Consider the following 23,820-nt stretch of genomic DNA (forward strand, 5'->3'; position numbering starts at 1 on the left):
CGTGCCGGCTCCCGCGCCCGCCGGTGGGAAGTGACGCGCGGCGCCCGCCTCCGCTCACCTGGCCGCCGCCAGCGGATCGGTAAAACCCGCGGGTGACCGGTGAACACCTCGGCCATGAAGGCCTCGACCGGGAAGCCGTCCGCGTGTGCGAGCAACACCTCCACGTCCAGGCTTCGAAAGGGCTCCAGGTAGACGTCCTTCGTCGGCTCGACCGCGCTGTGGCCAAGCATCGTCTGCACCAGGTGCCAGCTGACACCGAACTGCTCACGGAAGTCGCGCCGCTCACCGTCCGTCGGATGACCCAGCCGCGCGGCGAGCAGCAGCTTCCCGACCGTGTACCACTTCAGGGCCGGAGAGTGCCGGAGCATGTGGACGGTGCAGGTGAGTTCTCCGGGCCCAGTGCCTGGAACCGCTCGTTCGCGGTGTCGAAGGTATGCTCCCAGCCCCTCCCGTCGCGCGGCAGGTCGTCCTCGTTCAGCCAGAGCGTCACCGGCTCCAAGCCCTCTTCGGTGCGGCGGAACAGGCGAAGCCGGTTCCTGGGGCCGACCTCGTTCCAGAGCTTCTTCTCGGCGCCGCCGCGCACCCCCTGAACGGTGACCGCCTTGGTGCCGTGAAGTGCGAGGACCAGCCGCCGCCCGTCGGGCTTCTCGTAGCGGCCGGCCGCTTGGGCCCGGCGGACCGCAGCCGCGCGGGCCCTCCACGCAGGACCGCACGCCCTTCATCGCCGAGCGCGGCGTCCAGGACGGATGCCCGTAGCCACCCTTGGCGCAGGCGTCCGCCAGTCGGCCGGTGACGTAGCCGCGACGCCGGCCGTAGGCGGGCAGCTCCGGCAGCTCCGGCAGCTCCGGCAGCACCACGCTCGCCCACCCCGAGACCCGCAGCCCGTTGCCGTACAGGCCGTCACAGAACGCTTCGTCGCGCCGGTCGTTGCGTCCGCGCCACCACAGGTCCGGCCGCCCCGACAGGTCCATCCCTCGGATGCCCAGGTCGAGCCGGCGCCGGTAGCCGCCCGGGTCGAGCCACTTCACGTCAGCCGAGCGCACCGCCCTCGGGGCGTCGAAGTCATCGAACGGGTTGGCGATGCCGTAGCGGCGCATCCACGTGTAGAACTTCTTCAACGCCGCCAGGCCCCGGGAGAACGAGCTGGTCTGCACCGATTCATCGTTCTCGGGGTCGGTGACGCGCCAGAACAGGAACTCCTCCGCGTCGTCCTCGGTCGCGTCCCACCGGTTCACGCCAGGACGAGCAGGAGATTCAGCCACACCCCGACCGAATAGGTGTCGTCCCGCTGCGAGCGTTCCTTGAGGTTGCGCCACTTCGCCGACCCGAGGCAGGCGTTTACCCGCAGGTCCGTCCGTCCGTCCGGGCCGAGCAGAAACCGTTGGCCGTCTCGAACGCCCCGGGCCTTCGCCCAGGAGCTCAGATCCAGCGCGAACCCGGACAACAGCACGGCAAGCTCACCGAAAGACCGGGCAAGGTTGAACCGGTGGACCTGCCGGCATGGCGAGTCGTCCGTGGCCACCATCACGGAGGCGCAACGACCCCTTGCAACAACAGTCACCGGTGCCACCCGAAACGGTTCGGGGCAGGACATGGTGAAGGCATGCCAAGGGGTGGGGCCCGCCCCGGCAGCGGGCCTCACCCCTTGCGGCAGACTGTGGGTTCTACCGGCGAGTGGCGTTGCCCCGGACCAGCGGCGTCAGTCGTTGCGGTGCCGCCAGGTCCTGGGGCAGCCCCTCAGTGCCATCCGAGGGAGAAACGACCTGCCGACAGCGAGACCTCCTCGATGGCGACTTCGTTGCTGCTGGCATCGAAGTCGGGGGCAGCGAGCTTGGTCGGGAACGCGTTGCGAACGCTCCAGGTGAGGAACAGAGCAGTGCCGGCGTCGTCGGTGAGGCTGATCGAAATGTCGCGCTTGCCGATGCGAGAGTCATCAGCGGGGTCCAGCCACGCGGCGAGCCCGGGCTGGTCCTGGAGAGCACCGTCCGCGAGCGTGATCACGGAAGGCATCCGTAGAAGTCCTCCCGGAAGTGTGACGCTTCAGCGAACAGCTCCCGCTGGACATCCCAGTACAGCAGACTCATCCCCCACGGCCTTCGTCGAGTTCAGGTGCATCCTTGGTCGGAGCACATGGTCAGACGAGGGCCGTGTCCGCGTCCGGCGAACTCCCGGATGAGTGAACTCGTTCGAGAAGCGCGCGTGATCGCGACACCATGGGCCGCGTGATGACGAACCGAAAGGTCCATGCCGCGTAGACGGCCGACGGACGTCCGGGCCAGCTTCCCCCTGCACCGGACACAGGCTTCGAGACCCGCGATCGACGGTGTCTCCTCACGGGCACTCTCCGAGGTAGCCCGCCTCGAACGCACCCGGAACTACCTGCAACCAGGGGATGTCACCGTCGCTGTGCGCCTGTGGCGGGACTACGTTCGCCGCTCCAAGCGGCAGCAGTGGCACGACTACGAGTGGGGCAACGTGCACTGGTACTGCTGCGGCAACCCCTTGGAGGCGCGCGCCCTCCTCGACAAGGTGATGAACGCGATGTCACTTCGGGGCGCCCGCGAACTCCGGAAGATCATCAACAGGCTTGACGCCGCCTACAGCATCCCCCTGTCGCCGCATGACGGCAAAGGAGGATAAAGCACAAGCTCACTTAGGACCACACCAGCCCATCGTCGGTCCAAGCGACCCCTTTGTGCCGGCACAAGCAGAAGGGATGACCGGCCGGGTCGGTGTAGACCTGCCAGCCGTAGCCCTCGGGGTCGATGAAGTCCTTCTGCAGTTTCGCGCCGAGTTTGACGACGCGGCGCTGTTCGGGCTCGATTTCGTCCACTTCGAAGTCGAGGTGGTACTGCTTGGGGTGTTCGTCGTCGGGCCAGGTTGGAGGGCGGTAGTTCTCCACTAGCTGGAAGGCCAGGTCGACCTCACCGAAGGTAACGCCGGCCCAGCTGTCGTTGCTTCCCTCCATGATGGCGCGGCCTGTCACCTCGGAGTAGAAGGCTGCCAGCTTCATCGGATCCGGGCAGTCGATGATGAAACCCAAGATTCTTAGCATCAGGTAATCCTGCCAGCCATCTACCCCCCGAGGCGGGAAACGGAAGACTCCCGTTCGACGGCAACCCTCAAGATCGGAGCGATAACAGCACTTCGAACACTGCGGTCGAGGCTGTGCTACTGCGCGGCCTCGGACCCCCGCGCCAACCGTGTGCTTCCGCCGCCGCCACCTGCGGCGGTGACCAGCAGCAAGGTGGCGCCGGGGACATGCCGATCGGGCGGCTCCCCCGGGCTTCCCGGCAGTTGGCATGACCACCTACGTCGCACGGCGGGCGCAGCGCAGCGCAGCGCAGCGGGGAAGGGACGCCCCAGACGGCGGCCGGCTCCGAAGCGCGATGGTGACGGTCAAGGCCGGCGCCCGGGCGGTGTGTCGCGGAGCTGGTGCTGAAGGGTGGCAACCCGAAGGCCACGAGTGTTCGATATGCACTCGCAGTCACCGGGCACTCGCCTCCTGTCCCGAACGGTCGACGACCAGTCATCGACACCCGAGCTTCTAGTAACCGACGGTGAAGTGCCGGTCCTCGCGTGGGTCCTCGAGTTCGTCCAGCACGGCCACGGCGAGGTCCTCAGCCGAGATGCGGGACGCGCCGTCGGCGCTGGTGAGGAGGGTGGTGGTGCCGCGTCGGTAGATTCCGGTGCGAGGTCCGGGTTCGAGGACGGCGGGTGGGCTGAGATAGACCCAGTCGGCCGGGTGTGCTCGGCAGGCGTCCAGTTGTGCGGCGCTGGCGGCGGCGACGGTGCGCCATTCCTGCGGCACGTACTCCGGGCTGTCGAGGACGAGCAGGTCGGGGCGTCCCGGGAGCTGCAGGGGAGCGGCGCCGCCGACAACCAGGATGCGCGTTTGGGCCGTTGCGGCCGCGTCGAGCAGCATCGTCGTCGTCGCGGCGACGGTGCGCTCGTGCCCAGGGGCGGGACGGGTGGCGGTCACGATCACATCGACGCCGGTGAACAGATCGCTCAGGCGGGCGGGATCGTCCGCGTCGCCCTCGACGGCGGTCACTGCCGGTGGCAGGGTGGTCGGCCGCCCGCGCCGGAATATCGCGAGGAGGTCATGGCCCCTGGTGGCGGCTTCGTTGACGACGCGTGAGCCGACCATGCCTGCGGCTCCTATGACGGCGATCTTCATCGAGGTGTCCTATCCGGTGCGGGTGCGGGTGCGGGTGCGGGCGAGGGTGCGGGTGCGGCAGGGGTGGGCGAAGGGAGCTGTCCCGCGACGATCGCGGCCAGTGCGAGCCCGAACCCCACGAGCTGGATCGGGCCGAGTGTCTGGCCGAGTACCACGGCGCCGAGCACCGCGGCGACCAGCGGCGAGAGCAGGCCGAGTACGGCGACCGAGGTGACCGGCAGGCTGGTGATGCCCTGGAACCAGAGGATGTAGGTGATCAGACCACCGACCAAGCCCAGCCAGAGGTAGCCGAGGACGGCGGTCGGCTGGATCGCGGGAGGTGGTCCCTCGGCAAGCAAGGTGACGGGCAGCAGGAAGAGACCTCCTGCGGTGAGCTGCCAGCCGGTGAAGGCCATGGGACTGACCCCGGTAGGGCGTCCCCAGCGCTTGGTGAGCGTCACGCCCAGGGCCATCGTGGCCGCGCCGGCCAGGCCGGCCGCGATCCCGACGGTGTCGAGGGCCGCATTCGGCCCGATCACCACCAGGCCGACGCCGGCGACGCCTGTGACGCCCCAGAAGAGACGCCGGGCGGACAGGCGCTCGTGAAGCACGGGGACGGCCAGCACGACGACGAGGAGCGGCTGGGCCGCCGCCAGGGTTGCGGCCACGCCTCCCGGCAGACGTTCGGCCGCGGTGAAGAGCAGCGGGAGGAAGAGTCCGATGTTCAGCACGCCGAGCGTCGCGGCCTTCCCCCACCAGGCTCCACACGGCAGCGTCCGGGTGATCGCCAGCGCGATCAGGCCGGCGGGCAACGCCCGCAGGAGCCCTGCGAAGAGGGGGTGTCCCTGCGGGAGAAGCTGGGTGGTGACGACATAGGTCGTGCCCCACACCAAGGGAGCGAGCGCCGTCAGGGCGGTGCGTGGCAGGTTTCCTCTGGTCATGCCTCGAAGTCTCACCTGGCAGCGATCGATGAGTCCAACACATGCTTGTCACTTCATCGATCTCTTTTTAAGATGGATCTCCATGGAGCTTCAGCAGATGCGCTACGTTCTCGCCGTCGCCGAGACGAACAGCTTCACCCGGGCCGCCGAACGGTGTCTGGTGGTCCAGTCCGCCTTGAGTCACCAGATCGCGCGCCTGGAGCGGGAACTCGGCGCCAGGCTCTTCGAGCGCACCAGCCGCCGGGTGCGGCTGACGCCGGCCGGTGAAGCCTTCCTCCCCGCCGCCCGCCAGTGTCTGGATGCCGCCGAGCGGGCGGCCGCCGAGGTCGCCGCGGCGGTCGGAGAGGTCCGCGGACGGCTCGCGGTGGGCCTGATCCCCACGGTCGCCGCGGTCGATGTCCCGGGCGCGCTGCGCGACTTCCGCGAGCAGTACCCGCACGTGCGGATCAGCCTGCGGGTGGGCGCGAGCGAGGAACTCGTCGAGCAGGTCCAGCAAGGCACCATCGACGTGGCGTTTCTCGGGCTGCCGACCACAGCGCGACCCCGAGGTGTCGCCGCCCACGAACTCGCCCGTGACCGGCTCGTCGCCGTGGTCGCGCCGGACCATCCACTCGCGGGCGAGCCGACGGTCAACTTGCGCAGGCTCGCCTCCGAGGTGTTCGTCGACCTGCCGGCCGGGACCGCCGGACGTATCCAGTCGGACCAGGCCTTCGCCGCCGCCGGCCTCAGCCGTGACGTCGCCTTCGAAGTGACCAGCGCCGACTACATCGCCCGACTCGTCGGGCCGGGCCTCGGCGTGGCCATGCTCCCCTGCGCCTACGCACCCCAACTCTCCGGCGTCATCACCCTGGAGGTCACCGACGCACCGGCCCGCATCGAGTACGCCGTCTGGAGCCACCGCGGCCGCACGCCGGCGGCGAGCGCGTTCCTCGCGGTACTCGACATCCCGGCAAACCCTCCACACGACGCGGCACCGGGAAAACCCGAGTGACACCACGGGTGCCGGACAGGGAGACTGCCGCCAGACACACGCAGAGTCGCCGACCGAGAGGCAGCAGCGTGGCACTGGCCAAAAAGGGTTCCCGCCGCATCGTCGTCGACGGCGTCGAGTACCGCTGGCGCGTGAGCAGGAAGCACTGGTGCTGCAGCTACGACCGCAGCACCTTGGGCTACGTGGCGGAGGACGCGACCTGCCCCGGAACCACCCTCGTCGTGGAAACCGGCAGGCCGGCCCTCCTCGACCCCGGCATGGTGCCAGGCGCGGTCGTCCCGCCACGGGAAGTCGCCGCAGGTATTCGGGCCGCACGATCGAAGGGCTGGACGCCCACCTCCAACGGCTCGCCCTTCCAGCTGCACCTGTCCGCCGCCTGACCAGCCACCGGTCGCCGGACAAGGTGAGCATCCGCGCGCTGCGCCTCGACCCCAACGGCGTCCAAACCGCCGTCGGCCAGCGCCCGCAGACCTTCGTCCACCCAGCGGTCGCACGGTGTGCAAGCATCGCCCACGCGGTGTCCCGCCTCACTCGCCCACCCGGACGGCAGGCGGCGTCCCGAGCGGGAAAGACAGCACCGGCCATGCAGCTCCCTCGCACAACCCACACCGAACAGCCCTGGCGGATCCACGAGTTCACCCACGACCTCCGGATCGAGGACGTGCGGTCCTTCCAAACCCCCGGCGCCGGACCGGACGACTTCCCGCTGATGCCGGCCACGACGCGGGCGGCCGGCGGATTCGCCGCGCAGGCCCGCCCGGCCCGGTTCCTGCTCACGGTGCGCCGGAAGCTCGGGGCCCTGCCCAGCCGGGAACCGGCACCGGATCTGCCGTCTCATAGGGCTGGCGGGCTCCCCGCTTCGGCACCCGGCTCGCACCACAAGAGCACCGATTCCACCGAAGCGGAGCCCACGCGGTGGCAGGCGTCGATGGTCTCGCGCTGGGAGGCCGTCAGGTGCTCGCGGTCGGCCTGGGCGGTCATCCCGTCGGCGGTGCGGGCGGCCTGGCCTGCGAGGATCGTGGTCAGGTGGTCGGCGGCCCAGGCTTCGGCCTCGGAGGTGCCTGGTCTGTGGAAGGCGTGGGCGCCGGCCCAGACGTATTCGGCGACGTGCACGAAGTCCAGCAGGACGTGCGCCGTGACGCCGCGTCGGGCGGCCTCGGCGGTGATCAGGTCGAGCTGGTGGCGGGCCCCGTCGACCAGGACGACCCAGGACCGCAGGTGCTTCGGGTCACGGGCCCGGGCCTGGTCGAAGGCGTCGGCGATGACCTGCTCGGGCGGGCGGATGAGGGAGGCGGTGCACCACCTGTTCTCCGCCCCGGGCCCCGGGCGGACCGATCGTTCGCGGCTGCGGCCGCCGGGCGGGTGGATCACGTCGTGGGGGCGTCTGGGGGCCGGGCGGGTGTCGAAGACGCAGGCCACGGTCGCCATCCGCTTGCGGTTCGGCTTCTCGCCCGGCGCGAGCCGGCCGCGATGCCCGACCGCCGCGGCGGCTTTCACGGCCGCCCGGCGGGTGCCCTCGCGCAGGGCCTCGGGCCGCATGACCACGCCCTTGCCGTCCACCTGGACCGCCAGCGGCATCTCGCGGCTGCACGGGAGCGGGATCCTCGCCCGGTAGAAGCCGTCGACGTCGAGCGCGGCTGCGACCACGAGCTCTTCGAGCCGGCGCTTGCCCAGTACCCTCCCGCAGCGTCGCTCGATGACGTGCTGAGCCTGGTCGAACGAGCCGCGCACGGCTTCGGTGACCGCGAGCCGCCGCACTCCCATCGAGTGCCGGCCCGCCGGCAGGGACAGCGCGGCGTCGGCCGGGTGGACATTGCAGGCGCCTTTGCCCCGGTGGGCGATGCGGGTGACCCGGACCGGTCCGAACACGCCGGCCAGCCAGCGTCCGTGACCGCTCTCCCGCCATGGCCGCACCCGCCCCTGCGGCCCGACCACGACCGGCCTGGCCCCGGCGCGGACCAGGTCTTCCTCCTGCCGGGCGCGCAGGTCCAGATGGTCCTGCAGCAGTTGCCGTAACAGCTCCCGCCCGGCCGTCTCCAGGCGTTCTTCCAGCACGGCGTGGGTCCACGCGCTCGCATCGGCGCCCGGCAGCGTGCCCATCAGCGTCTCGAAGGCGCTGATGGAGCGGGCAAAGGGGTCAGCTGTGGCATGAGTGTCGTACTGTTCCACCCCGAGGGCTCTTCCTGTCCCGCGTCCGATATGGGTCGCACCTTCGAATGTAGGCGGAAGAGCCCTTCTAATCACGGGAGTTGGACGAAGCGGCCGTGCGGCGGCGGGCCGGGGTGAACAGTCCCGGGGTGTCCTCGTCCAGCCAGCCCCGCTCGACCAGCCGCTTCAGCTTCGCCCGTGTGCCCTCGATCTTCCCGGTCTCGGCCGGCAGCCCCATCCTGGGCACGATCTGCTTGGCGCGGACCGGCCCCGGCCCATCCGCCACCACCTCCACGATGTCCCGGTAGACCGCCGGCAGCACGTCCGCCCCCATTCCGGGCTGCCGGGTCGGCGCGCTCAGCACCCCGATGACCTGCCGCTCGGCCCCCGCATACGCCGATGCCACCCGCTACCGCACCCAATGTCGTTGGCAGGGCTTGAGCTTCCGAGGGAGGACGAAAGGACCGGTGAGGCGGCGGGCGGCAGACCAGTTGAGGAACGGCGGGGCGTGCTGGGGCACCCGCCGGTGCCTATCCCCAGCTGGGGCAGGTTACGCCCGCCGAGTCGACCCATACTCGGATCCATGACCGGAAAATCGCAGCTCGGGGAGTTCTTGCAGGCACGACGCTCCCAGGTCCGTCCCGAGGACATCGGGATGCCCACTTACGGGGAGCGCCGGCGTGTGCCCGGGCTTCGGCGCGAGGAGCTGGCATTGCTGGCGGGGGTGAGCGCCTCCTACTACACGCGGCTGGAGCAGGGGCAGTCGTTGAGCGCCTCGCCCGAGGTACTGGAGGCGATCGGCGGGGCGCTGCGGCTGGACGAGTCCGAGCGGCGGTACCTGCACGACCTGGCCCGGGCGGACCGGCCCCGCACCCGGGGTCGGCGGCCCGCGCCGGAGCGGGTGACGCAGGCGGCGGGTCAGTTGCTGGACGTGCTGGCCGACGTCCCCGCCATCGTGCTCGGTCGGCGCAGTGACGTGCTGGCGTGGAATCGCCTGGGCCACGCGCTGTTCGCCGGGCACCTGGATCCCGGCGCCCCGGACACCCCGGCGCAGCGGCCCAACATGGCCAGGCTGGTGTTCCTCGAGCCTCATACCCGCGACCTGTACGCGGACTGGCCGAGCAAGGCCAGGGCGGTGGTGGGGAATCTGCGCTTGGTGGCGGCGCAGCATCCGCAGGACCCGGCGCTGCACTCGCTGCTGGGGGAACTGAGCGCGAGGAGCGCCGAGTTCGCCTCGCTGTGGGCCGACCACCGGGTCACGGCGTGCACCGTGGCCGGCTACGAGATGCGGCATCCGCTGGTCGGCTCGCTGAGCGTGATCCAGCAGACGCTGAGTCATGGGCCGGGCCCCAGTGTCGTGGTCGCCACCACCGAAGCCGGTTCGCCCTCGCGGGCCGCGCTGGCCCTGCTCGCGCAGGCCGTCACCGGGGGCACCACCGCAGCCGATCCGGCACGGACGGTCTCGCGGGTTGCCACTGCCTGACCTCACACAGACGCCTCCGGGCTCCATCAGTCACAAACCCCGTGCGTCGGCGCGTTGCTGGCGCATGCCCGAAAACAGTGAAGGAACCATGTTCAAGAAGCTCTCCAAGTCCGCTCTGTCGGCGGCCGTTGTCGTCGCAGCTGCTGCCGCGGTGCTCACTCCGACGTCGGCAACGGCAACGGCGTCGGCTGCTCGCGCTCCGCTGAGCGGGGCACGGATCGCCGTGCACTTCGATCTGGCCAAGGGGCAGACGCCGGAGAACGTCGCCCTGGCGCCGGGCGGCGCCGCGTACGTCACCTTCGCCGAGGGCCGCCAGATCGCCGAGGTCTCCCCCGCCGGCGCCGTCCGGATCCTGGCCACGCTGCCCGTGCCCGCCGACGGGGGTGTCCACACCCCGGCCCTGGGCTTCCCACTGACCGTCGGCATCGTCCGCGCGCACGACGGGACCCTGTACTTCCTCTACGCCACCGGCACCGCCGACCTGACCGGCGTGTGGCGCCTGCGCCCCGGCGGCCAGCCGCAGCGGATCGCCGCGCTGCCCGCCGACGGCCTGCCCAACGGCCTGGCGCTGGACGCCGCCACCCACACGCTCTACGTGACCGACTCCGTGCTCGGCACCATCTGGAGCGTGCCGACCAGTGGCGGTACCCCCACCGCCTGGTCCACCGCGCCCGAACTGGCCGCCGGCGGATTCCTCGGCGCCAACGGCCTGAAGATCCACAACAGCGCGCTCTGGGCCACCAACCTCGACAAGGGCACCGTCCTGCGCATCCCCATCCTGCCGGGCGGGCAGGCCGGCGAGGTCCGGACGGAGGCCACCGGGCTGCCGGGGATCGACGACTTCACCTTCACCGGCCACGGCGACCAGCTGCTGGCCGCCCTCAACGGACCCAGTGAGGTCGCGCTCGTCCAGAGCGACGGCAGCCACTCCATCGTGCTGGCCCCGGCCGACGGTCTGCAGAACCCCACGTCCATCGCCCTGCGCGGCGACACCGTCTACGTGCTGAGCGCCGCCTACGTCACCGCCAAGGACCCCAACCTGCTCCTGGCCCACCTGAACCGCTAGAGCCGCGTCCGGGCGATCCCGTCGGATCAGCGCCCGGCACCCGCAGCCTCCGGCCGGGGCACTCCCCCGGCCGGAGGCTGCGGGGTGCCCCGCGTCGCACGCCCGGCCGTCGCCCCGGCACCAGTCCAGACCGCCACCCCCAGGAGAACCCATGACCATCACCGTCCGTGACCAGAACGCCGACGACGACCTGCGAGCCGAGGACTTCCACTTCACGCGCACGGCATGGATCGCGGCCGCCCCCTCGACGATCTACGACCTCGTGAGCGACGTGTCGATGATCGGCACCTGGAGTCCGAGCGCCAGCCAGGTGAGCTACGACGAGGGAGCAGGCCCGCAGGCCGGCGCCTGGTTCAGCGGCCGCAACGAGCGCAGCGCCAAACAGTGGACGAGCCGCTCACAAGTGCTCCGGGCCCAACCCGGTGAGGAGTTCGCCTTCGTCGTCGAGGGCCTCGTGCAGTGGACCTGGACGTTCCGGCCACTCGGCACCGGGACCTTGGTACGGCAGTCCTGGCAACTCCTCCGCCTCGACCCGGTGCTGGGAAGCACGCGCGCCGACCTGGAATCGCTGCTCGCGCACATGGCGGAAAGCGTGGAGACCACGCTGGCCGGTCTCGCGCGCTGGGTGGCCGAGCAGGACCACACCCGCTCCCCCGCCCCTCAGGCGCAGTAGCCCGCCACCACCGCCCGCACCCCTTTGGCAGCGAGCCGGTCAGGCATGGCGGACCGCACCGAGGAGAAGTACTGGACCAGCGTCGCCCCGAGATGAACCGCTGCGAGCGCCTCGGCCGAGCTCTCCTTCCGGGTGGTGTGCTGGTTGCCGTGCCGACCGGTCTGCCCGTCCAAGCCGCACGGCGTGAGTCCGGCACCGCGCCGAGCACTCCACGCGCTTGTCATGTCCGGTTTCAGTGAGGGTGGCGCGGCGGACACCAAGGCGCTCCTGAACCTGACGGCCCCTCATATCAACTTCCGGGACACCTCCGTGACGCGCACCCGCCTCCTCCTCGCAATGCCCGCAATGGCTTTGTAGGTGAGTAGTGGCTCTGGCACGAGTTCTGCGGTGGCTCACGTTGCGTGATTGTTGATCTTCTTGGCTGTACTCGTGAGGTTGCCCGAAAATCGTCGGGCGCCGTCGTGCTGTCGCTGACACTGCTGGCCCGTGAACGAGTTGTTGGTCCGGCTGGAGACGTTGCTGTTTCCGGCGGTCGCGGACGTGAGGGTGCTGTCGGTCGATGTGGACAGCGAGGTGATTCGGGTCGAGGTGCGGTCCACGGCTGTTGGGGCGTCGTGCCCGGGCTGCGGGGTCCGGTCGAGTCGGCTTCACGGCTCCTACCTGCGCTCTCCCACGGACATGCCGAGCGCGGGCCCACGGGTGCTGTTGCGTCTGCACGTCCGCCGGCTCTCATCTGCGCCGGCACGTCGTGTGAGCGGCGGACTTTCGCCGAGCAGGTGCCGGGCCTGACCCGTCGGCACAGCCGGTGGACCGAGCGGCTGCGGCCGACGCTGGCCAGCATCGGCCTGGCGCTGGCCGGCCGGGCCGGCGCCAGGCTGGCAGACGCCCTCGGGGTCTCGATCAGCCGCAGTGCCGTGTTGCGACTGATCCATGCACTGCCCGAGCCACTGCCGCCGCCTCCGCGGGTGGTGGGTGTCGACGCGTACGCGATGCGCAAGGGCCGCGTCTACGGAACCGTTCTGATCGACATCGAGACGCGGCGGCCGGTGGACCTACTGCCGGACCGGGAAGCGGCGACGGTCGCCGCCTGGCTCGCAAAGCATCCCGGCATCGAGGTCGTCTGCCGCGACCGCGCCCCGTTCTTCGCCGAAGGCGCCCGGACCGGCGCCCCGCAGGCTGTCCAAGTCGCAGACAGGTGGCATCTCTGGCACGTGCGCCGTGAGGCGCCGATTGATCGAGTGGAGGTGGGAGACCTTCGCCGCTGTCCTGTCGCAGCAGGGCGGTGAAGCTGGGGCAGCCTGACCCGGGAGATGCCGGGAGGGTGGCAAGCGGCCCTGACGAAGCCGGGACGTGCCAGCACGGTCAGATGGTGCGGGTCCGGCGAGCAAGACGAAGAGGTATACGAGAGGAACCGGTGCGTGAAGCCTCCTAAGGTGCCGCCAGCTCGAACCTGGCAGATCTGGGCTGGTAGCGGCGCGCACCCGCCTCACCGTTGGTGGAGCGGGGAACTCCTGGGTGGTCTGTACCAGCTGCCCCGGGAGGCCCTGGTGAAGTGCTGCGGGGTAGCCATGGCGATGCCGCGGGGGTCACCTCAGGGCGGCTCCAGCCCGTGCCCCGTGCTACCGAAACGCCGTGCCCCGCAGGGCCGGTCTTCCACGGACCGCTCGACCGTGCGACGGCGCGCACTCGACCTTCACGGCACAGGGGGGTTCCGGGCCGCGCAGGCGGTCGCTTCGCCGCGCGACTGTCGCCGAGATCATCGCGGCTGCAGCGGGCGTCGTTCCCGGCCTTGGGCCATCCCCCCGGGGACCGCGGCGTGCTTCCCGCGGCAGCCCGGGGGCTCGGCGGCGGGTCAGAGCTGGCTCATCTCCTGGGTGAACTGCAGGATGATGAACTCGGCGGGCCGCACGGCGGCGAGACCGGCCTTGACGATGAGCCGGCCGGCCGCGATGTCGTCCTCGGTCATCGTGACGCCCGTGCCGACCTGGACGAAGTACGCCTCTTGTGCGCTGTGGCCCTGGAGGGCGCCCTGCTGCCACAGGCCGTGCAGGTAGGTGTCGACGGAAGCGCGCACCATCTCCCAGGTGGGCTGGCTGTTGGGCTCGAACATCGCGGCCGACAGCGCCCGCTCGATGTCGCGCTCGACCGCGTTGAAGAGACGGCGGACGGGGATGTAGCGCCAGCTGTCCAGGTCGGAGAGGGTCCGCGCGCCCCAGATCAGGGTGCTGTCGCCGGTGCCGGGGAAGGTGCGGAGGAAGTTGAGGTTGGGCCGGGCGCCCTGGTCGTCGTCGGTGGCCTTGCAGATGGGGCCGTCGGTGCCGCGCAGGGCGATGTTGGCCGGCGCCTTCCACACGCCGCGCTCGCGGTCGACCGCTGCCCAGGCACCCGCGACCGCGCCGACGGGCACGAGCGGCTCCTCGTCGCCGCTCTGGCGCAGCCAGGGGAAGTACACCGCCGCGTAACCTCGCGTCTCGCCGTCGAGGTCCCAGGCTTCGACCGCCTTGGTGGCCTGCTCGGGGGTGTGATCGCGGTCGGTGTGCAGGATGGTCATCGCCTTGTTCGCCGCGGCCCAGCCGGTGAGCGCGCGGGCCCACTCCCGGGCCGCCTGCGCGCCCTGGTCCCACAGGCCGGGGGCTGCCAGGAGCGTCACGTCCCCCAGCGCGCTCACCGCCCGCAGTGCCTCGGCGAGGGAGGACTCGGCGGTGCTGACCAGGTAGCAGTGGCCGCCGCCGTTGTGGAAGTAGCTCTTGAGGACCGGCCCCAGTGCCTTGCGCAGGTCCCCGTCGCCGTCCTCGCCGGCCAGGGCGGTGAAGTCCAGCCAGCTGCCCACCCTGGCCCCGGCCGCGGGCACGCCGGGGAAGTCGCCGACGAACGCCGTCACCGAGGTTGGCCCCGACCTGACGGACAGGCCGATGGTGAACGTCTCCTCGACGTAGACGTGCGCGCTCGGACCGACCACTTTGGTTGCCATGGGACTCTCCTCCACTGTCGTGTACACAACGCGGGTGATCATTCCCGGAGACCGGAGCGCCCGGAGCTGTTCGCGTGTTCTGACCAACGCCGCGCCGCGCATCAGGTAATGCACCCGGTCAACCCACGCGGTCCTCGCCGACACCCTCCGGGCCACGCCGCAAACCCGGCGGCCGCGCCAACGGCCCCCGGCCCTACCGCGCCACCTCCCGCACCTCCCGCTCCGACTCACGCCCAGGTCAGGCACGCAAGCCTCGCCCAAGCAGGTTGCGATCCCCTCGGCACGCTGCCCGGCATGCGCAGCCCAGCGGGTGGTCACTCTATGTTCCGAAGGTGCCACGCTGAGGCGCCGGTGTGGCTAGGCTGCCGACTTGATCGTCCGCGACCAGCGGCCCGGCATCCGGAATGAGGAGTCCCATGACCGTCGGCGTCGAGACCGAGACTCTCGTCGGCAAGTCCAGCTACCAGTGCCTCCAGAACAACGGCTACACCGAGGTCATCGTCCGCGCCTACCAGTCGACCGTCCGGGTCGACCCGAACTTCGCGTCGAGCACGAGGAACGCACGCGACGCGGGCCTGGCCGTCGACGCCCTGATCACGGTGACCGGGCACACCCCCGCCACCGCGGCCGCGGACGTGGCCCAGTACATCAAGGACAACCAGCTCTCGGTGGGGACCACCTGGCTCTTCCCGGAGGCCCCGGACCGCTACTGGGGCACCGACAAGAGCGCCAACCGGACCGTGCTCACCAACCTGGTGGCGGCCTGCAAGGCCGCCGGCCTGTCGGTCGGCATCTACGCCTCGGCCGACCGCTGGGAGCGGAACTTCGGCGCCGACTTCGCGGACCACAGCGCGCTGCCCCTGCTGTACGCGCCCTTCGACGGGCAGAGGGACTTCAACGGCTTCACGGCGTTCGGCGGCTGGACCAGCCCAGCCCGCAAGGCCTACAACGGCGAGACGAACATGTGCAACGCCAAGGTGATGTCCTTCACCTGGCGTCCCTGACACCTGGCCACGCTCCGCCGCACTGGGTCGACACCGACCAGGTTCCCTCGCCAGCCCGGCGGCCGCACCACGGCCGCCGGGCCTCCCTCACCCTCCTCGTCGCCTCTCGCAGCACCCGCCTAAATCCCGCCTCCCGAGCGCGCAACCCCCACACCGCACCGGCACCGGCCCCGGCGGTGACACCAAGCACGAGAACCGCGAGCTGGTGACAAGTAGCACGACCATCTGGTGACAACTATCGCGATTCACTCGACAGGTTCACCCAGGTCAGTCGGCGCTCGCGGTGACAACTACCAGGGTCTGGCTCATGTGCGCGCGGGAGGTCAGCGCCACCGGTAGGACGTGGTGGTCATCGCCGGGAGCAGCACCGGGGCGCCCCCGGCGGTGTCGGGCCGGACGGCCTGGTCGAGGACGGCGGCGACGTCCGGGTACAGGTGGAGGCCGGCCGCGTCGGGCAGGGAGGCGCCGTAGCGCACCGAGTAGCCGGAGGCGACGTGGAGATGGGTAAACACGCTGGTCGCCTCCTCATGCGACGACCCCCGTCGCTCTCGCCGGTTTCCCCTCCGTATGGCCAGCGTAGCGCTTGTTCGATTATTTGTTCGAATGCATTGCCGGTCACATAGAGTGCGTGTCGACCGATGCGACTGGTCGAGATAGATGTCACCTGATCGCGATGGTTGTCACCCGGTTCCCGGGTCGACCGTCCTTGCGCTGGTGTCGGGGGTGGATGGCATGCTGGCGCTCTTCGCGGTCCAGCTGGTGGGGCGCACTTTGCAAGGGTGACTCTGATGGACGGCACGGATCTGGATGACATACCGGAGCTCTTCCCCGCGCTGGCGTCATACGGCCGTACGACCACGCTGTTGAACTGGCTCCCGGCCAACCCCGGGCCTCACGAGAGTTCGCTTGGCGGCCCCATCCTGTGGCCGGCGGAGGAGCCCTGGCCCGTGTGTACGCAGAAGCACGGTCACGTTGCTGAGACCGGCGAGCTTGTGGAGTCGCCCCCAGGATCCGGGCAGATGTTCACGAGGTCCGCGTTCATGGAGAAGGACGAGACGGGAGAACCCGAACCACACTTGGTTGCGGTGCTGCAGCTGCGGGCCGAGGACGTCCCGGCCCTCCGGTTTCCCGCCGGGCGGGATCTGTTGCAGTTGCTGTGGTGCCCGGCCCTGCATGTCGAAGGTGGAATTCAGGCGCCGAGACTCTACTGGCGCGACAGCGTGGCCATCGGCAAGACACTCGACAGTCACCCTCCGCTGCGGCGTTCACAGGCGGAGTATGTGCCGTATCCCTGCGCACCCCAAGCAGAGACTGTTCTGGACTTCCCCCACTCCGCTGACCTGCCCGAGGAGGTGTTCGAGGACCTCTTCGGGTCCGCCGAGGACCCGGAGGAGGCCGAGGAGACGTACGACGATCTATTGGCCTGTCGCTGGTCCGACAAGGCCGGGGGCTACGCCTACTGCACCCAGCGCTCCTGCCGACCGGTCTGCGAAGGATGCGGCGGCGAGATGGAACTGCTGGTCCAGCTGTTCAGCCAGCGCCGCTTCGCGGACGATGTCCGGATCCAGGCCGACGCTCTGGCGAAGGCAGGGATCGACCCGTCATCGTTGTCCGATCCAGGCAGCCGAATCTCCTTCGGCCGTATGGAACGGATGGCGGTGTTCGGCTGCTTCACCTGCCCCAACCAGCCGATCGTCCACGACGTCCAGTAGAGAGCGGACGAACAGTCAGTGTGCCTTGGCCGCAAGAACATCAGCATGACGGGGAAAGTCGAGGAGCCCGGGTGACTGGTCAGACGGCGATGATCGCAGAGCGCTGTAGTGACTGCGGTGGCACGATGGTGTGTCAGGTGAACCAGTTCATCCAGCGCGATGACCTGTGGTGGGATGCCGAGATCTCCTGTGACACCTGCGGCATGGCGGGCTGCGAGGACTCCAGCCCGGGGAGGCCGCCCGAGGATGTCCGGAAGGCTCTGCTCACGGCGCACGGACCTGCCAGGCTGCGGGTGGTCGGTCCGATGCCGAGCCTGGTCCCCGCGCTCAAGGTCCTGCGGGAAGTCTCCGGAGCATCGCTGCCTGATGCCCGGAAGCAAGTCGACGAGCTGAGACGCGGTGGCCTCGTCGGGACGCTGACGGAGATGGAGTTCCTGAGGCTGCGCTTGCGAAGGCTCGGAGTTCCCGTTGACGTCGAGTTCGGCACGGACTGATCAAGAGCGTCGCTGGCTGCTCCCAAGAGTCGATCTTCCATCACAGCTGGCCCTTAACGGCCTCCGTGGCTACTGGGAGACCGTCATGGGCCGTCGATGCTGGCGATCACGCCTTGGAGGCAGCTGTCGAGCAGCTCTCTGAGGTGGACGTAAGTAGGCGAGATGTACCTTTCGGATCGGCCGGCGTGCTCGGTGTACCAAGCGTGCGCGAGAGGGTCCATGCCTCTGGGGCGGTGCTCGGCTCCTTTCAGGTCGGCGTGCAGCCGGGGTTCGCTGCTGGTGGCCCGCGCCCAGATGTAGGTCGAGGCGCCCAAGTGGCGGGAGGCGTCCCAGCGGGTCCGCTCGCGGCTCTGCGCGCGCTGGCGCTGCCGGATCGCGGTGACGATTGCTTCCCAGTCGGCGCCCGGGATGGTCCATCCGTGCAGTAGCTCGCGGCGGCGCTCGTAGTCGACAGGGTGGCCGTCGGAGACGATGTGCTCGGCGATCCTCGCGAGCGCTTGGCGGTACTGGTACTCCTGACCGCTGGTGCGGAGCCAGCCCGCGATCCGCGCCCCGCCAGCCCGGGAAAGCACATGCGAAAGTCCGAGATACAGACCGGCCTGGACCCGCGAGCTGCTGCGGGCCATCTGGACCAGCCGGATGGCAGCGTCGCGCTGCAGCTCCAGAGGCGAGATGCCGTTCAGCTCCCCCAGCTCCACGAGCCACGTGTCAGGCAGCCTCTGGGGGACCTGCCGCGGCTTGTAGAGCCCGAGATGGGTGGCCTCCTGGGGAAAGTCGCCCGCACCGCCGGGTCGGCGGGAACGGTGCATCTGCGGCAGCCTCGCCAACGCGCCCCGCAACCCGGGTGAGCAGAAGGGCACGTGGGAGGCGAGCCGGGGCCGCACAGCTGAGCGCAGAGCGCCGCGGTGGGCCAGATCCCCGATCACGCGGTCTGCTTCACCGCTGGCGGTGAGTGTGTCGGCCAAGGTGAGCAGGGCCGCGCAGGTGCTCACCTTGGTGGGCAGCGCGGTGACGAACCGCTCGCCGCGTGAGGCGTTCGACGGTTCTGCCCGCGTTTCCAGAAGGGTGTGTTGACGCTCCAGGTACTCCTCGACGTCGGCGAAACGGGCGAAGTGCGGTGCCACGGCGCGGATGGCCGGCCAGGTGGCCGCGATCAGCACGATGAGGACGCGCAGTTGCCGTAGGCAGGCGAAGGTCATGGGCAGACGCCAGGTGCGTTGCCACGAGCCGCCGTGGTCGCGCTGGATGGAGCTGCCGTCCCCGGCCAGGCACTGCGGGCAGTAGCGGCTGTAGCGGATCAGCGCCCACCCGTCCTTGACCATCGCGCTGATATCCCGTCGCCTGCCGAGGAAGGGTGAGTGCAGTGGTGGGTAGTTCGGTGCCGCGCTACGCAAGGTGAGCTGGCTGGCTTCTTCCAGGGACAGGCGCCAGCTGGCTGCGAGTAGTCGGGTGGCCGGCGGTCGGAGTTCGAGTAGCAGGCGGGGTGAGAGTGTTCGGGCCCGCCCACCATGGGCCAGGAGGCCGCTGAGGTAGGCGATGCGTTGGGGCGATTGCTCGTTGCGGTGGGACAGTCGCAGCAGGAGGCCGGCGAGTGTCTCGTCGGGCAGGGGGTTCAGGCTGCAGGGCAGTTCGGTGGCGTCGTGGCGGGCCAAGGGGCTGTTCACCTCGCGTGGGTGCCGGTCACGGGCGGCGGGCCCTGGTCGTCGAAGACGCGGTTGCGCGGGCGGCTGCTCTTCGCGCGGGTCGGTGACTGCTTGGGCAGGGCCGGGACCTCCCCGGCGGTGGCGTCGCGTCCGGGCAGGCGCTCGACGCTGATCTCGACCTGTTCCAGCAGTTCGATAGTGAGCTTCTCAAGCCCGGTTTCGGTTGCCGCTTCCACGGCGTCCTCGATCAGGCACTCCAGCAGCCCGACAACGCCTGCGGTGCGGTCGTGCAGGTACTCGGGCATGTCGCCCGTGGTGAGCATGCCGGGGAAGGCGTCGAACAGGCGGATGTGGTCCTCGATGCCCTTCAGGTGGCGGAGAAAGGCCGCCATGTCGTCCGGAGTGTCGTAGGGGAACGGTCCGAGGTGGACCATCGTGAACCTGCGCTGGTGCTGGGTTTCGGCACCCTGGCTCGCCTGGCCTCCCGGGCGCGAGGGCATGATCCACTCTCCGGTCGAGGGGTCTTCGACGGCGCCTCGCAGAAGGCCGGACCCTGGGACGTCCACGCCGATGAGGACCAACGTGGCGCTCATGTCCATGAAGCCCTTGAGGAGGTCGAAGACGTCCTGGTCGTCGCGCCGGTGGAGCTTGAGGCGGGTGATGTCGTCCAGCAGGATCGCGCGGGTGCCGTGCGCGTGGACGTGGCGGCGCACGGCCCGGATGAGGGCCGGCAGGTCCATGCCGTTATGGTCGGCGCCGTAGAAGTCCAGGACCGCCTTGCAGGTGCTCTTCGGCTTCGCAGTGACCGGCGTCTGGACGTAGACGACCGGGATGTGCAGGTCGCGGGCGCCCTCGACGGCGTCCGGGTTGAGGTGCTCGTGCAGTTCCAGCCAGGACTGCTCGAACGCCGCGGCGACCTCACAAGCGGTCTCCGTCTTCCCCTGGCAGCCACCGCCGTTGACGATCAGGCCCCGGCGGGTGGTCGGCCGGTGCTTGAGAGCACCGGTGCGCAGGCGAGAGCGCATGACCCGGGCCACGGCCCGACTCATCGGCGTCTCCTGCAGCGGAAAGTTGCTGTGCGTCACCTCCCGATGCAGCAGGAACAGCTCCTGTTCGCCTGGGCTGAGCTGGGCGAACTCATCACGCGTCAGACGCCGCGCGGGAACGAAGGAGTCGCGGACCGTGCACCACTGCTGCCAACCGGCTGCCGTCTGTCGGTCCGCCGCAGCTGGTGGGAGGACGAACCCGCCGCTGGGGGCGCCGGGGCTCTGCGGACGCGCCGTCACCGCTCGTCCCGCAGCGGCTCGGAAACGGCGGGAAGGGCGAACAGGTTGCGGCGCCGTACTTCCTCACCGAGCCGCGGCGGCGCCTCCAGCGGTCCGCTGACGGCGGCCTCCCGCTTCCTGCGACGCTCGGAACTCGCAGCGGCTGCCGGTCGAGGGGCGGGTAGCACCGCCGGCGGTGCGGCGGGGCGGTCGGCTGCCGCGGCTTGGGCCTGCTCCCGCTCCCGGGCCACCTCGACGCGCTCGGACTTCGTCATCCGAGTAGGCCACCGGTCGACGGGTTTGGCCGTGTGCATCAAGGCCAGCAGGTGTGGCAGCAGGTCGGCGTCCGTCTGGGGCTTCAACCCGGCCTTCTCGACGCGTGCGAGGAGTTCGGTGACGCGCTTGTCCCCAAAGGCGGGGAGCGTCCCCTCGGGCGGGAGACCGGTCCAGCGCAGCGGATGCCAGTCGTGGGTGAGCGGGTCTTGGAAGAACACAGTGCGCCGGTCCCTCGGCTCGCGGTGGACGATCCACTTCGTCGCCCGCGCGCCTCCTCGGCTGGACCGCTCGCCCCAGTAGGGCCGCAGGGCCGGCCCGTCATACCAGAGTCCGCGGATCTTCACCCCGCGCCTTTCGTCGATCTTCTTCACCGCGTGCTCGGGCAGCACCTTGTAGTAGAGGTCCGGCGAGGGGATCTCCAGGGCGAAGCCACCCTGGTCGAAGGACGCTGCGATCAGCGAGTTCGGGCTGTGGTCCCCACCTGGATCCCAGTGCGGCGCGTACTCGCCCAACCGGCGCTTCTGCCAGATGCCGACCACCCAGGTGGCGATCAGATGTTCCATCTCGGCGATGGTCAGCACTGCATCACCCTGCGGATCAGCGCCACGGTCTGCGGCGTCGACGCCCGTGTAGCCCGGCAGCCACTCGAACAGCAGCGACCGGATGCTCCCGAAGACCCGCTCGACGGCCTGCTTGTCCGTGGGACGCAAGACCCGGGCGGGCAGGATGTTGCACCCCAGCGCTTGCTGGATCCGCACCATATGGTGGTTGCGGTAGACAGCCCCGTGGTCTGTGGTCACCGTCTCCGGCGCGAAGAACGGTAGCCCGGCGACCTCGTGACCGGCGAACTCGGCGACCACCGCGGCCGGCAGACCTGGGTAGGGCCACTCCATCTCCTCGCCCCAGTCCTCGCGCATCGGCAGAGGCAGCATCACGTCCCTCAGCAGCATCGCGACGTCAACCGACGTGTCAGACACCAACGTGAGCCGGAACGCGCAGATCGAGTGGCTGTAGGTGTCCAGAGCGAGAGTGAGGTGGACCTTCACCGCCTCGTGGAAGACACTCTCGCGGACCATCACCGGCAGCACGGTCGAGTCCAGGGCGACGACCTGGCCCGGACGGTCGATCAGCACATAGCCGCCCCGGGTGGGCAACTCGGCCGATCTGGCGTAGCGCTGGCGCTGTCGGCCGGATCCGAACCACTCCCGCCAAACCCTCCGCAACACCGCGTAGCTCGGAACCTCGGCCTCCGCGCCGAACTCCTCGCGCACGTACTGCCTGATCATTCGTTCGCGCGTGGCCATGCTCACCTTCGCCCCGTGCAACGTCTCCTGCCTGACCGCGTGGATGGCCTCTCGCACCTGCACAGTGACGCTGGGATGCCCACCGCTCTCGCGCAGCCAGCGGTCGTCCACGCAACCGAGCAGCCCGTCCCTCCGCCGAGCTGCATCCCATCGGATCAGCGTGCGCACGCTCACCCGGTCCAGCGCGAGCAGCTTCGCCTCCTGCCGGTCCATCGCTTCCAGCTCCGCAACCTTCGCCAGCCGACGCTCGGTCAGCGTGCTTGTGTCCGGGTTGTACTGAGGCTTCGGCTCCCCGGGCGAGGCCCTGAGTGGATCGCCGCTGCGAAAGCCGGTGCTGACCTCCAACAGGTGCGCGAGCCGCAGCTCGGCCAGACGCAGTCGGCCCGGCGTCAGATCGTTAACGTTCTTCGGTTGGCGGCCCCGGCCGGCGCCGTGGGCGGCCGTCCGCGACGAGGCCCGGCAGCGGGGGTGGTTGGCCAGGAACCGGAAGGTCACACACTGACGGCCGCCGTCCAACCCGACGAGGTGAACGCGGCCCGTGTGCGGTTCGCGCCGCTCGACGCGCCACTCCGCCTCGTCCAGGACGAGCTCGGCGCCGACCGACAGATCCAAGGGCACGGCCGCGGTCATGATTCCGTCTCACCCGGCACGACCCTCGATCGGTCGCTCAGGGGTTCCAGCAGGTCGAGACCGAGCCGACGATGCCACAACAGGTGCAGCAGATGTGCCCGCGCCACGGGCGGAAAGGCACTGGAATCCACGAGTTCACCGAATGTCCGGCCTTCGGCCGCCTCGGCCAGCAGCCCGGGCTCAACCCTGAGCGGATCCGAGACCGGGCGTCTGCGGGACGAGAAGCAGTCCAAAGTCACCGTCACGTGCTGCCGCCAGTCCGCCGCGACCGCGAAGCGCCACCCGCAGACCCGGGCCACCTCCGCGGCCGCAGCGAACGACTCCCGGTCCTTTCCCTCAATCAGCCTGGCCGGGCGGACATCGATGAGCCACACCCCCGATCGCGTCCGCACCAGGAAGTCCGGTGTGTGCACGCGCCGCCCGGCCTGCCCGAAAAACGTGAGCCTCAGCGGCTGGGACACAACCTCGATCACCCCGGCGGCGAAGTCCAGCGCCAGCAGCAGTCGGGCCTCCTCCAGACTTTCCGAACCGTGCAACCTCCCTGTGCTGACCATGTACACGAGCCCGGGCCGATGGCGCTGATCGCGCCGCCATGTGAACCAGCGAACCGGCCCCAGCCCGCTCAACGAACTCTGCGCAAGCTCATCCAGCGGATACGAGACCGCATCGCCGCCCAGCCGCCACGCCACTGACCACCGCCGTAGCCAGCCCTCGGTCAGGTCGAGCCCGTCGCGGCCCTCGGCCAACGACACCGGGAGCAGCAGCTGATCCCAGGTGCAGCTATGCGACCACAGAGGGCTCCGCCCAGCTGGGCCGGCAGCCATGGAGGGCTGCCCACGATGCTCGAAGCTCTTCACCCCGCCAGAGAACTCGGGCGGACTGGTCGCCCGCAAACGAACTCCGGAGTTGGTGACAACCAGACCGAAAACCTGGACCACATGACAACAAAACCGACCATCTGGTGCCAACCAGAGCGATCAAACCGGCCGTAGGACCCAGCTCAGACCACCAGCCCCGTGCCATGTAGCTCGCAAAGTCGCACCGACACGGCAGAGAACAG

At 69.9% G+C, this 23,820-nt stretch carries 22 protein-coding genes and 2 pseudogenes; 10 read left to right on the forward strand and 14 right to left on the reverse strand.

Features of this window, described 5'->3' with window-relative positions; all coding sequences use genetic code 11:
- Window positions 1-1,231: 1,231 nt before the first annotated feature.
- Window positions 1,232-1,528, reverse strand: coding sequence for a hypothetical protein (locus BS80_RS38445; protein ID WP_157535684.1), 297 nt, complete (start codon window positions 1,526-1,528; stop codon window positions 1,232-1,234).
- 209 nt (window positions 1,529-1,737) lie between these two features.
- On the reverse strand, window positions 1,738-2,001 hold the full coding sequence (locus BS80_RS00185; protein ID WP_051965504.1) for a phage tail protein: 264 nt from the start codon (window positions 1,999-2,001) through the stop codon (window positions 1,738-1,740).
- Window positions 2,002-2,244: 243 nt separating this feature from the next.
- Between BS80_RS00185 and BS80_RS00190 the strand changes: the two genes are divergently transcribed.
- Window positions 2,245-2,640 carry a hypothetical protein gene (locus BS80_RS00190; protein ID WP_051965506.1) on the forward strand — a complete coding sequence of 132 codons (396 nt, stop codon included), beginning with the start codon at window positions 2,245-2,247 and terminating at the stop codon, window positions 2,638-2,640.
- A gap of 13 nt (window positions 2,641-2,653) precedes the next feature.
- Here BS80_RS00190 and BS80_RS00195 read toward each other — a convergent pair whose 3' ends face one another.
- From BS80_RS00195 to BS80_RS00205, 3 genes are all read right to left on the reverse strand, one after another.
- Window positions 2,654-3,055, reverse strand: coding sequence for a VOC family protein (locus tag BS80_RS00195; protein ID WP_035791332.1), 402 nt, complete (start codon window positions 3,053-3,055; stop codon window positions 2,654-2,656).
- Between the two features lie 492 nt (window positions 3,056-3,547).
- Window positions 3,548-4,180 (reverse strand): NAD(P)-dependent oxidoreductase, encoded by a 633-nt coding sequence (locus BS80_RS00200; RefSeq protein WP_035791334.1) that lies wholly within the window; start codon window positions 4,178-4,180, stop codon window positions 3,548-3,550.
- On the reverse strand, window positions 4,177-5,100 hold the full coding sequence (locus BS80_RS00205; protein ID WP_035791336.1) for an EamA family transporter: 924 nt from the start codon (window positions 5,098-5,100) through the stop codon (window positions 4,177-4,179). Before BS80_RS00205 ends, BS80_RS00200 begins: the two co-directional genes overlap by 4 nt.
- A gap of 82 nt (window positions 5,101-5,182) precedes the next feature.
- Here BS80_RS00205 and BS80_RS00210 point away from each other — a divergent pair, with 82 nt between their 5' ends.
- The gene (locus BS80_RS00210) at window positions 5,183-6,091 is read left to right on the forward strand and encodes a LysR family transcriptional regulator (RefSeq protein WP_035791342.1); all 909 of its coding nucleotides are present in this window, start codon (window positions 5,183-5,185) and stop codon (window positions 6,089-6,091) included.
- Window positions 6,092-6,159: 68 nt separating this feature from the next.
- A complete protein-coding gene (locus BS80_RS00215) occupies window positions 6,160-6,471 on the forward strand; it encodes a hypothetical protein (RefSeq protein WP_035791344.1) in 312 nt (103 codons plus the stop codon).
- Window positions 6,472-7,003: 532 nt separating this feature from the next.
- On the opposite strand, the pseudogene BS80_RS40150 reads toward BS80_RS00215, so the two are convergent.
- A pseudogene (locus BS80_RS40150) lies at window positions 7,004-8,260 on the reverse strand (ISKra4 family transposase); the annotation flags it as partial.
- Between the two features lie 67 nt (window positions 8,261-8,327).
- A complete protein-coding gene (locus BS80_RS00225) occupies window positions 8,328-8,645 on the reverse strand; it encodes a hypothetical protein (protein ID WP_157535685.1) in 318 nt (105 codons plus the stop codon).
- A 177-nt stretch (window positions 8,646-8,822) separates the two neighbouring features.
- On the opposite strand from BS80_RS00225, the gene BS80_RS00230 reads away from it, so the two are divergent.
- The 3 genes from BS80_RS00230 (at window position 8,823) to BS80_RS00240 (ending at window position 11,461) form a co-directional block, all read left to right on the forward strand.
- On the forward strand, window positions 8,823-9,722 hold the full coding sequence (locus BS80_RS00230; protein WP_035791346.1) for a helix-turn-helix domain-containing protein: 900 nt from the start codon (window positions 8,823-8,825) through the stop codon (window positions 9,720-9,722).
- A gap of 88 nt (window positions 9,723-9,810) precedes the next feature.
- Window positions 9,811-10,788, forward strand: a complete 978-nt coding sequence (locus BS80_RS00235) for an SMP-30/gluconolactonase/LRE family protein (RefSeq protein WP_035791348.1) — start codon at window positions 9,811-9,813, stop codon at window positions 10,786-10,788.
- Between the two features lie 151 nt (window positions 10,789-10,939).
- Entirely contained in the window at window positions 10,940-11,461 is a 522-nt protein-coding gene (locus tag BS80_RS00240) for an SRPBCC family protein (protein WP_051965512.1), read from the forward strand.
- Here BS80_RS00240 and BS80_RS00245 read toward each other — a convergent pair.
- Window positions 11,449-11,634 carry a hypothetical protein gene (locus BS80_RS00245; protein WP_035791350.1) on the reverse strand — a complete coding sequence of 62 codons (186 nt, stop codon included), beginning with the start codon at window positions 11,632-11,634 and terminating at the stop codon, window positions 11,449-11,451. The genes BS80_RS00240 and BS80_RS00245 overlap by 13 nt on opposite strands.
- 313 nt (window positions 11,635-11,947) lie before the next feature.
- Here BS80_RS00245 and BS80_RS44235 point away from each other — a divergent pair.
- Window positions 11,948-12,687 (forward strand): annotated as a pseudogene (locus BS80_RS44235) (ISL3 family transposase); the annotation flags it as partial.
- Between the two features lie 626 nt (window positions 12,688-13,313).
- On the opposite strand, the gene BS80_RS00255 reads toward BS80_RS44235, so the two are convergent.
- On the reverse strand, window positions 13,314-14,432 hold the full coding sequence (locus tag BS80_RS00255) for a phage tail sheath family protein (RefSeq protein ID WP_035791352.1): 1,119 nt from the start codon (window positions 14,430-14,432) through the stop codon (window positions 13,314-13,316).
- Window positions 14,433-14,848: 416 nt separating this feature from the next.
- Between BS80_RS00255 and BS80_RS00260 the strand changes: the two genes are divergently transcribed.
- The gene (locus tag BS80_RS00260) at window positions 14,849-15,436 is read left to right on the forward strand and encodes a GH25 family lysozyme (protein ID WP_035791354.1); all 588 of its coding nucleotides are present in this window, start codon (window positions 14,849-14,851) and stop codon (window positions 15,434-15,436) included.
- 323 nt (window positions 15,437-15,759) lie between these two features.
- Here the strand turns inward: BS80_RS00260 and BS80_RS00265 are convergent, their stop codons facing one another.
- Entirely contained in the window at window positions 15,760-15,948 is a 189-nt protein-coding gene (locus BS80_RS00265; protein ID WP_035791356.1) for a hypothetical protein, read from the reverse strand.
- 528 nt (window positions 15,949-16,476) lie between these two features.
- Here BS80_RS00265 and BS80_RS37305 point away from each other — a divergent pair.
- Window positions 16,477-17,148 (forward strand): hypothetical protein, encoded by a 672-nt coding sequence (locus BS80_RS37305; protein WP_157535686.1) that lies wholly within the window; start codon window positions 16,477-16,479, stop codon window positions 17,146-17,148.
- Window positions 17,149-17,285: 137 nt separating this feature from the next.
- Window positions 17,286-17,642 (forward strand): hypothetical protein, encoded by a 357-nt coding sequence (locus tag BS80_RS00275; RefSeq protein WP_232246292.1) that lies wholly within the window; start codon window positions 17,286-17,288, stop codon window positions 17,640-17,642.
- A gap of 83 nt (window positions 17,643-17,725) precedes the next feature.
- On the opposite strand, the gene BS80_RS00280 is transcribed toward BS80_RS00275, so the two are convergent.
- The 4 genes from BS80_RS00280 to BS80_RS00295 form a co-directional block, all read right to left on the reverse strand.
- Window positions 17,726-19,294, reverse strand: coding sequence for a TniQ family protein (locus BS80_RS00280; protein WP_198045384.1), 1,569 nt, complete (start codon window positions 19,292-19,294; stop codon window positions 17,726-17,728).
- Between the two features lie 8 nt (window positions 19,295-19,302).
- Window positions 19,303-20,334, reverse strand: a complete 1,032-nt coding sequence (locus tag BS80_RS00285) for an AAA family ATPase (protein ID WP_232246293.1) — start codon at window positions 20,332-20,334, stop codon at window positions 19,303-19,305.
- Window positions 20,335-20,567: 233 nt separating this feature from the next.
- Complete coding sequence (locus BS80_RS00290) at window positions 20,568-22,760, reverse strand: DDE-type integrase/transposase/recombinase (protein WP_035791362.1); 2,193 nt, start codon at window positions 22,758-22,760, stop codon at window positions 20,568-20,570.
- Entirely contained in the window at window positions 22,757-23,512 is a 756-nt protein-coding gene (locus tag BS80_RS00295) for a TnsA-like heteromeric transposase endonuclease subunit (RefSeq protein ID WP_232246294.1), read from the reverse strand. Before BS80_RS00295 ends, BS80_RS00290 begins: the two co-directional genes overlap by 4 nt.
- Window positions 23,513-23,820 lie beyond the last annotated feature (308 nt).

It is taken from the genome of Kitasatospora mediocidica KCTC 9733 (assembly GCF_000744225.1).
Taxonomy (GTDB): domain Bacteria; phylum Actinomycetota; class Actinomycetes; order Streptomycetales; family Streptomycetaceae; genus Kitasatospora; species Kitasatospora mediocidica.

Coding starts and splice junctions, on each gene's coding strand:
- BS80_RS00190 (WP_051965506.1), top strand. CDS start 2,245: ATGCCGCGTAGACGGCCGACGGACGTCCGGGCCAGCTTCCCCCTGCAC.
- BS80_RS00195 (WP_035791332.1), bottom strand. CDS start 3,055: ATGCTAAGAATCTTGGGTTTCATCATCGACTGCCCGGATCCGATGAAG.
- BS80_RS00200 (WP_035791334.1), bottom strand. CDS start 4,180: ATGAAGATCGCCGTCATAGGAGCCGCAGGCATGGTCGGCTCACGCGTC.
- BS80_RS00205 (WP_035791336.1), bottom strand. CDS start 5,100: ATGACCAGAGGAAACCTGCCACGCACCGCCCTGACGGCGCTCGCTCCC.
- BS80_RS00210 (WP_035791342.1), top strand. CDS start 5,183: ATGGAGCTTCAGCAGATGCGCTACGTTCTCGCCGTCGCCGAGACGAAC.
- BS80_RS00230 (WP_035791346.1), top strand. CDS start 8,823: ATGACCGGAAAATCGCAGCTCGGGGAGTTCTTGCAGGCACGACGCTCC.
- BS80_RS00235 (WP_035791348.1), top strand. CDS start 9,811: ATGTTCAAGAAGCTCTCCAAGTCCGCTCTGTCGGCGGCCGTTGTCGTC.
- BS80_RS00240 (WP_051965512.1), top strand. CDS start 10,940: ATGACCATCACCGTCCGTGACCAGAACGCCGACGACGACCTGCGAGCC.
- BS80_RS00255 (WP_035791352.1), bottom strand. CDS start 14,432: ATGGCAACCAAAGTGGTCGGTCCGAGCGCGCACGTCTACGTCGAGGAG.
- BS80_RS00260 (WP_035791354.1), top strand. CDS start 14,849: ATGACCGTCGGCGTCGAGACCGAGACTCTCGTCGGCAAGTCCAGCTAC.
- BS80_RS37305 (WP_157535686.1), top strand. CDS start 16,477: ATGGAGAAGGACGAGACGGGAGAACCCGAACCACACTTGGTTGCGGTG.
- BS80_RS00285 (WP_232246293.1), bottom strand. CDS start 20,334: ATGAGTCGGGCCGTGGCCCGGGTCATGCGCTCTCGCCTGCGCACCGGT.
- BS80_RS00290 (WP_035791362.1), bottom strand. CDS start 22,760: ATGACCGCGGCCGTGCCCTTGGATCTGTCGGTCGGCGCCGAGCTCGTC.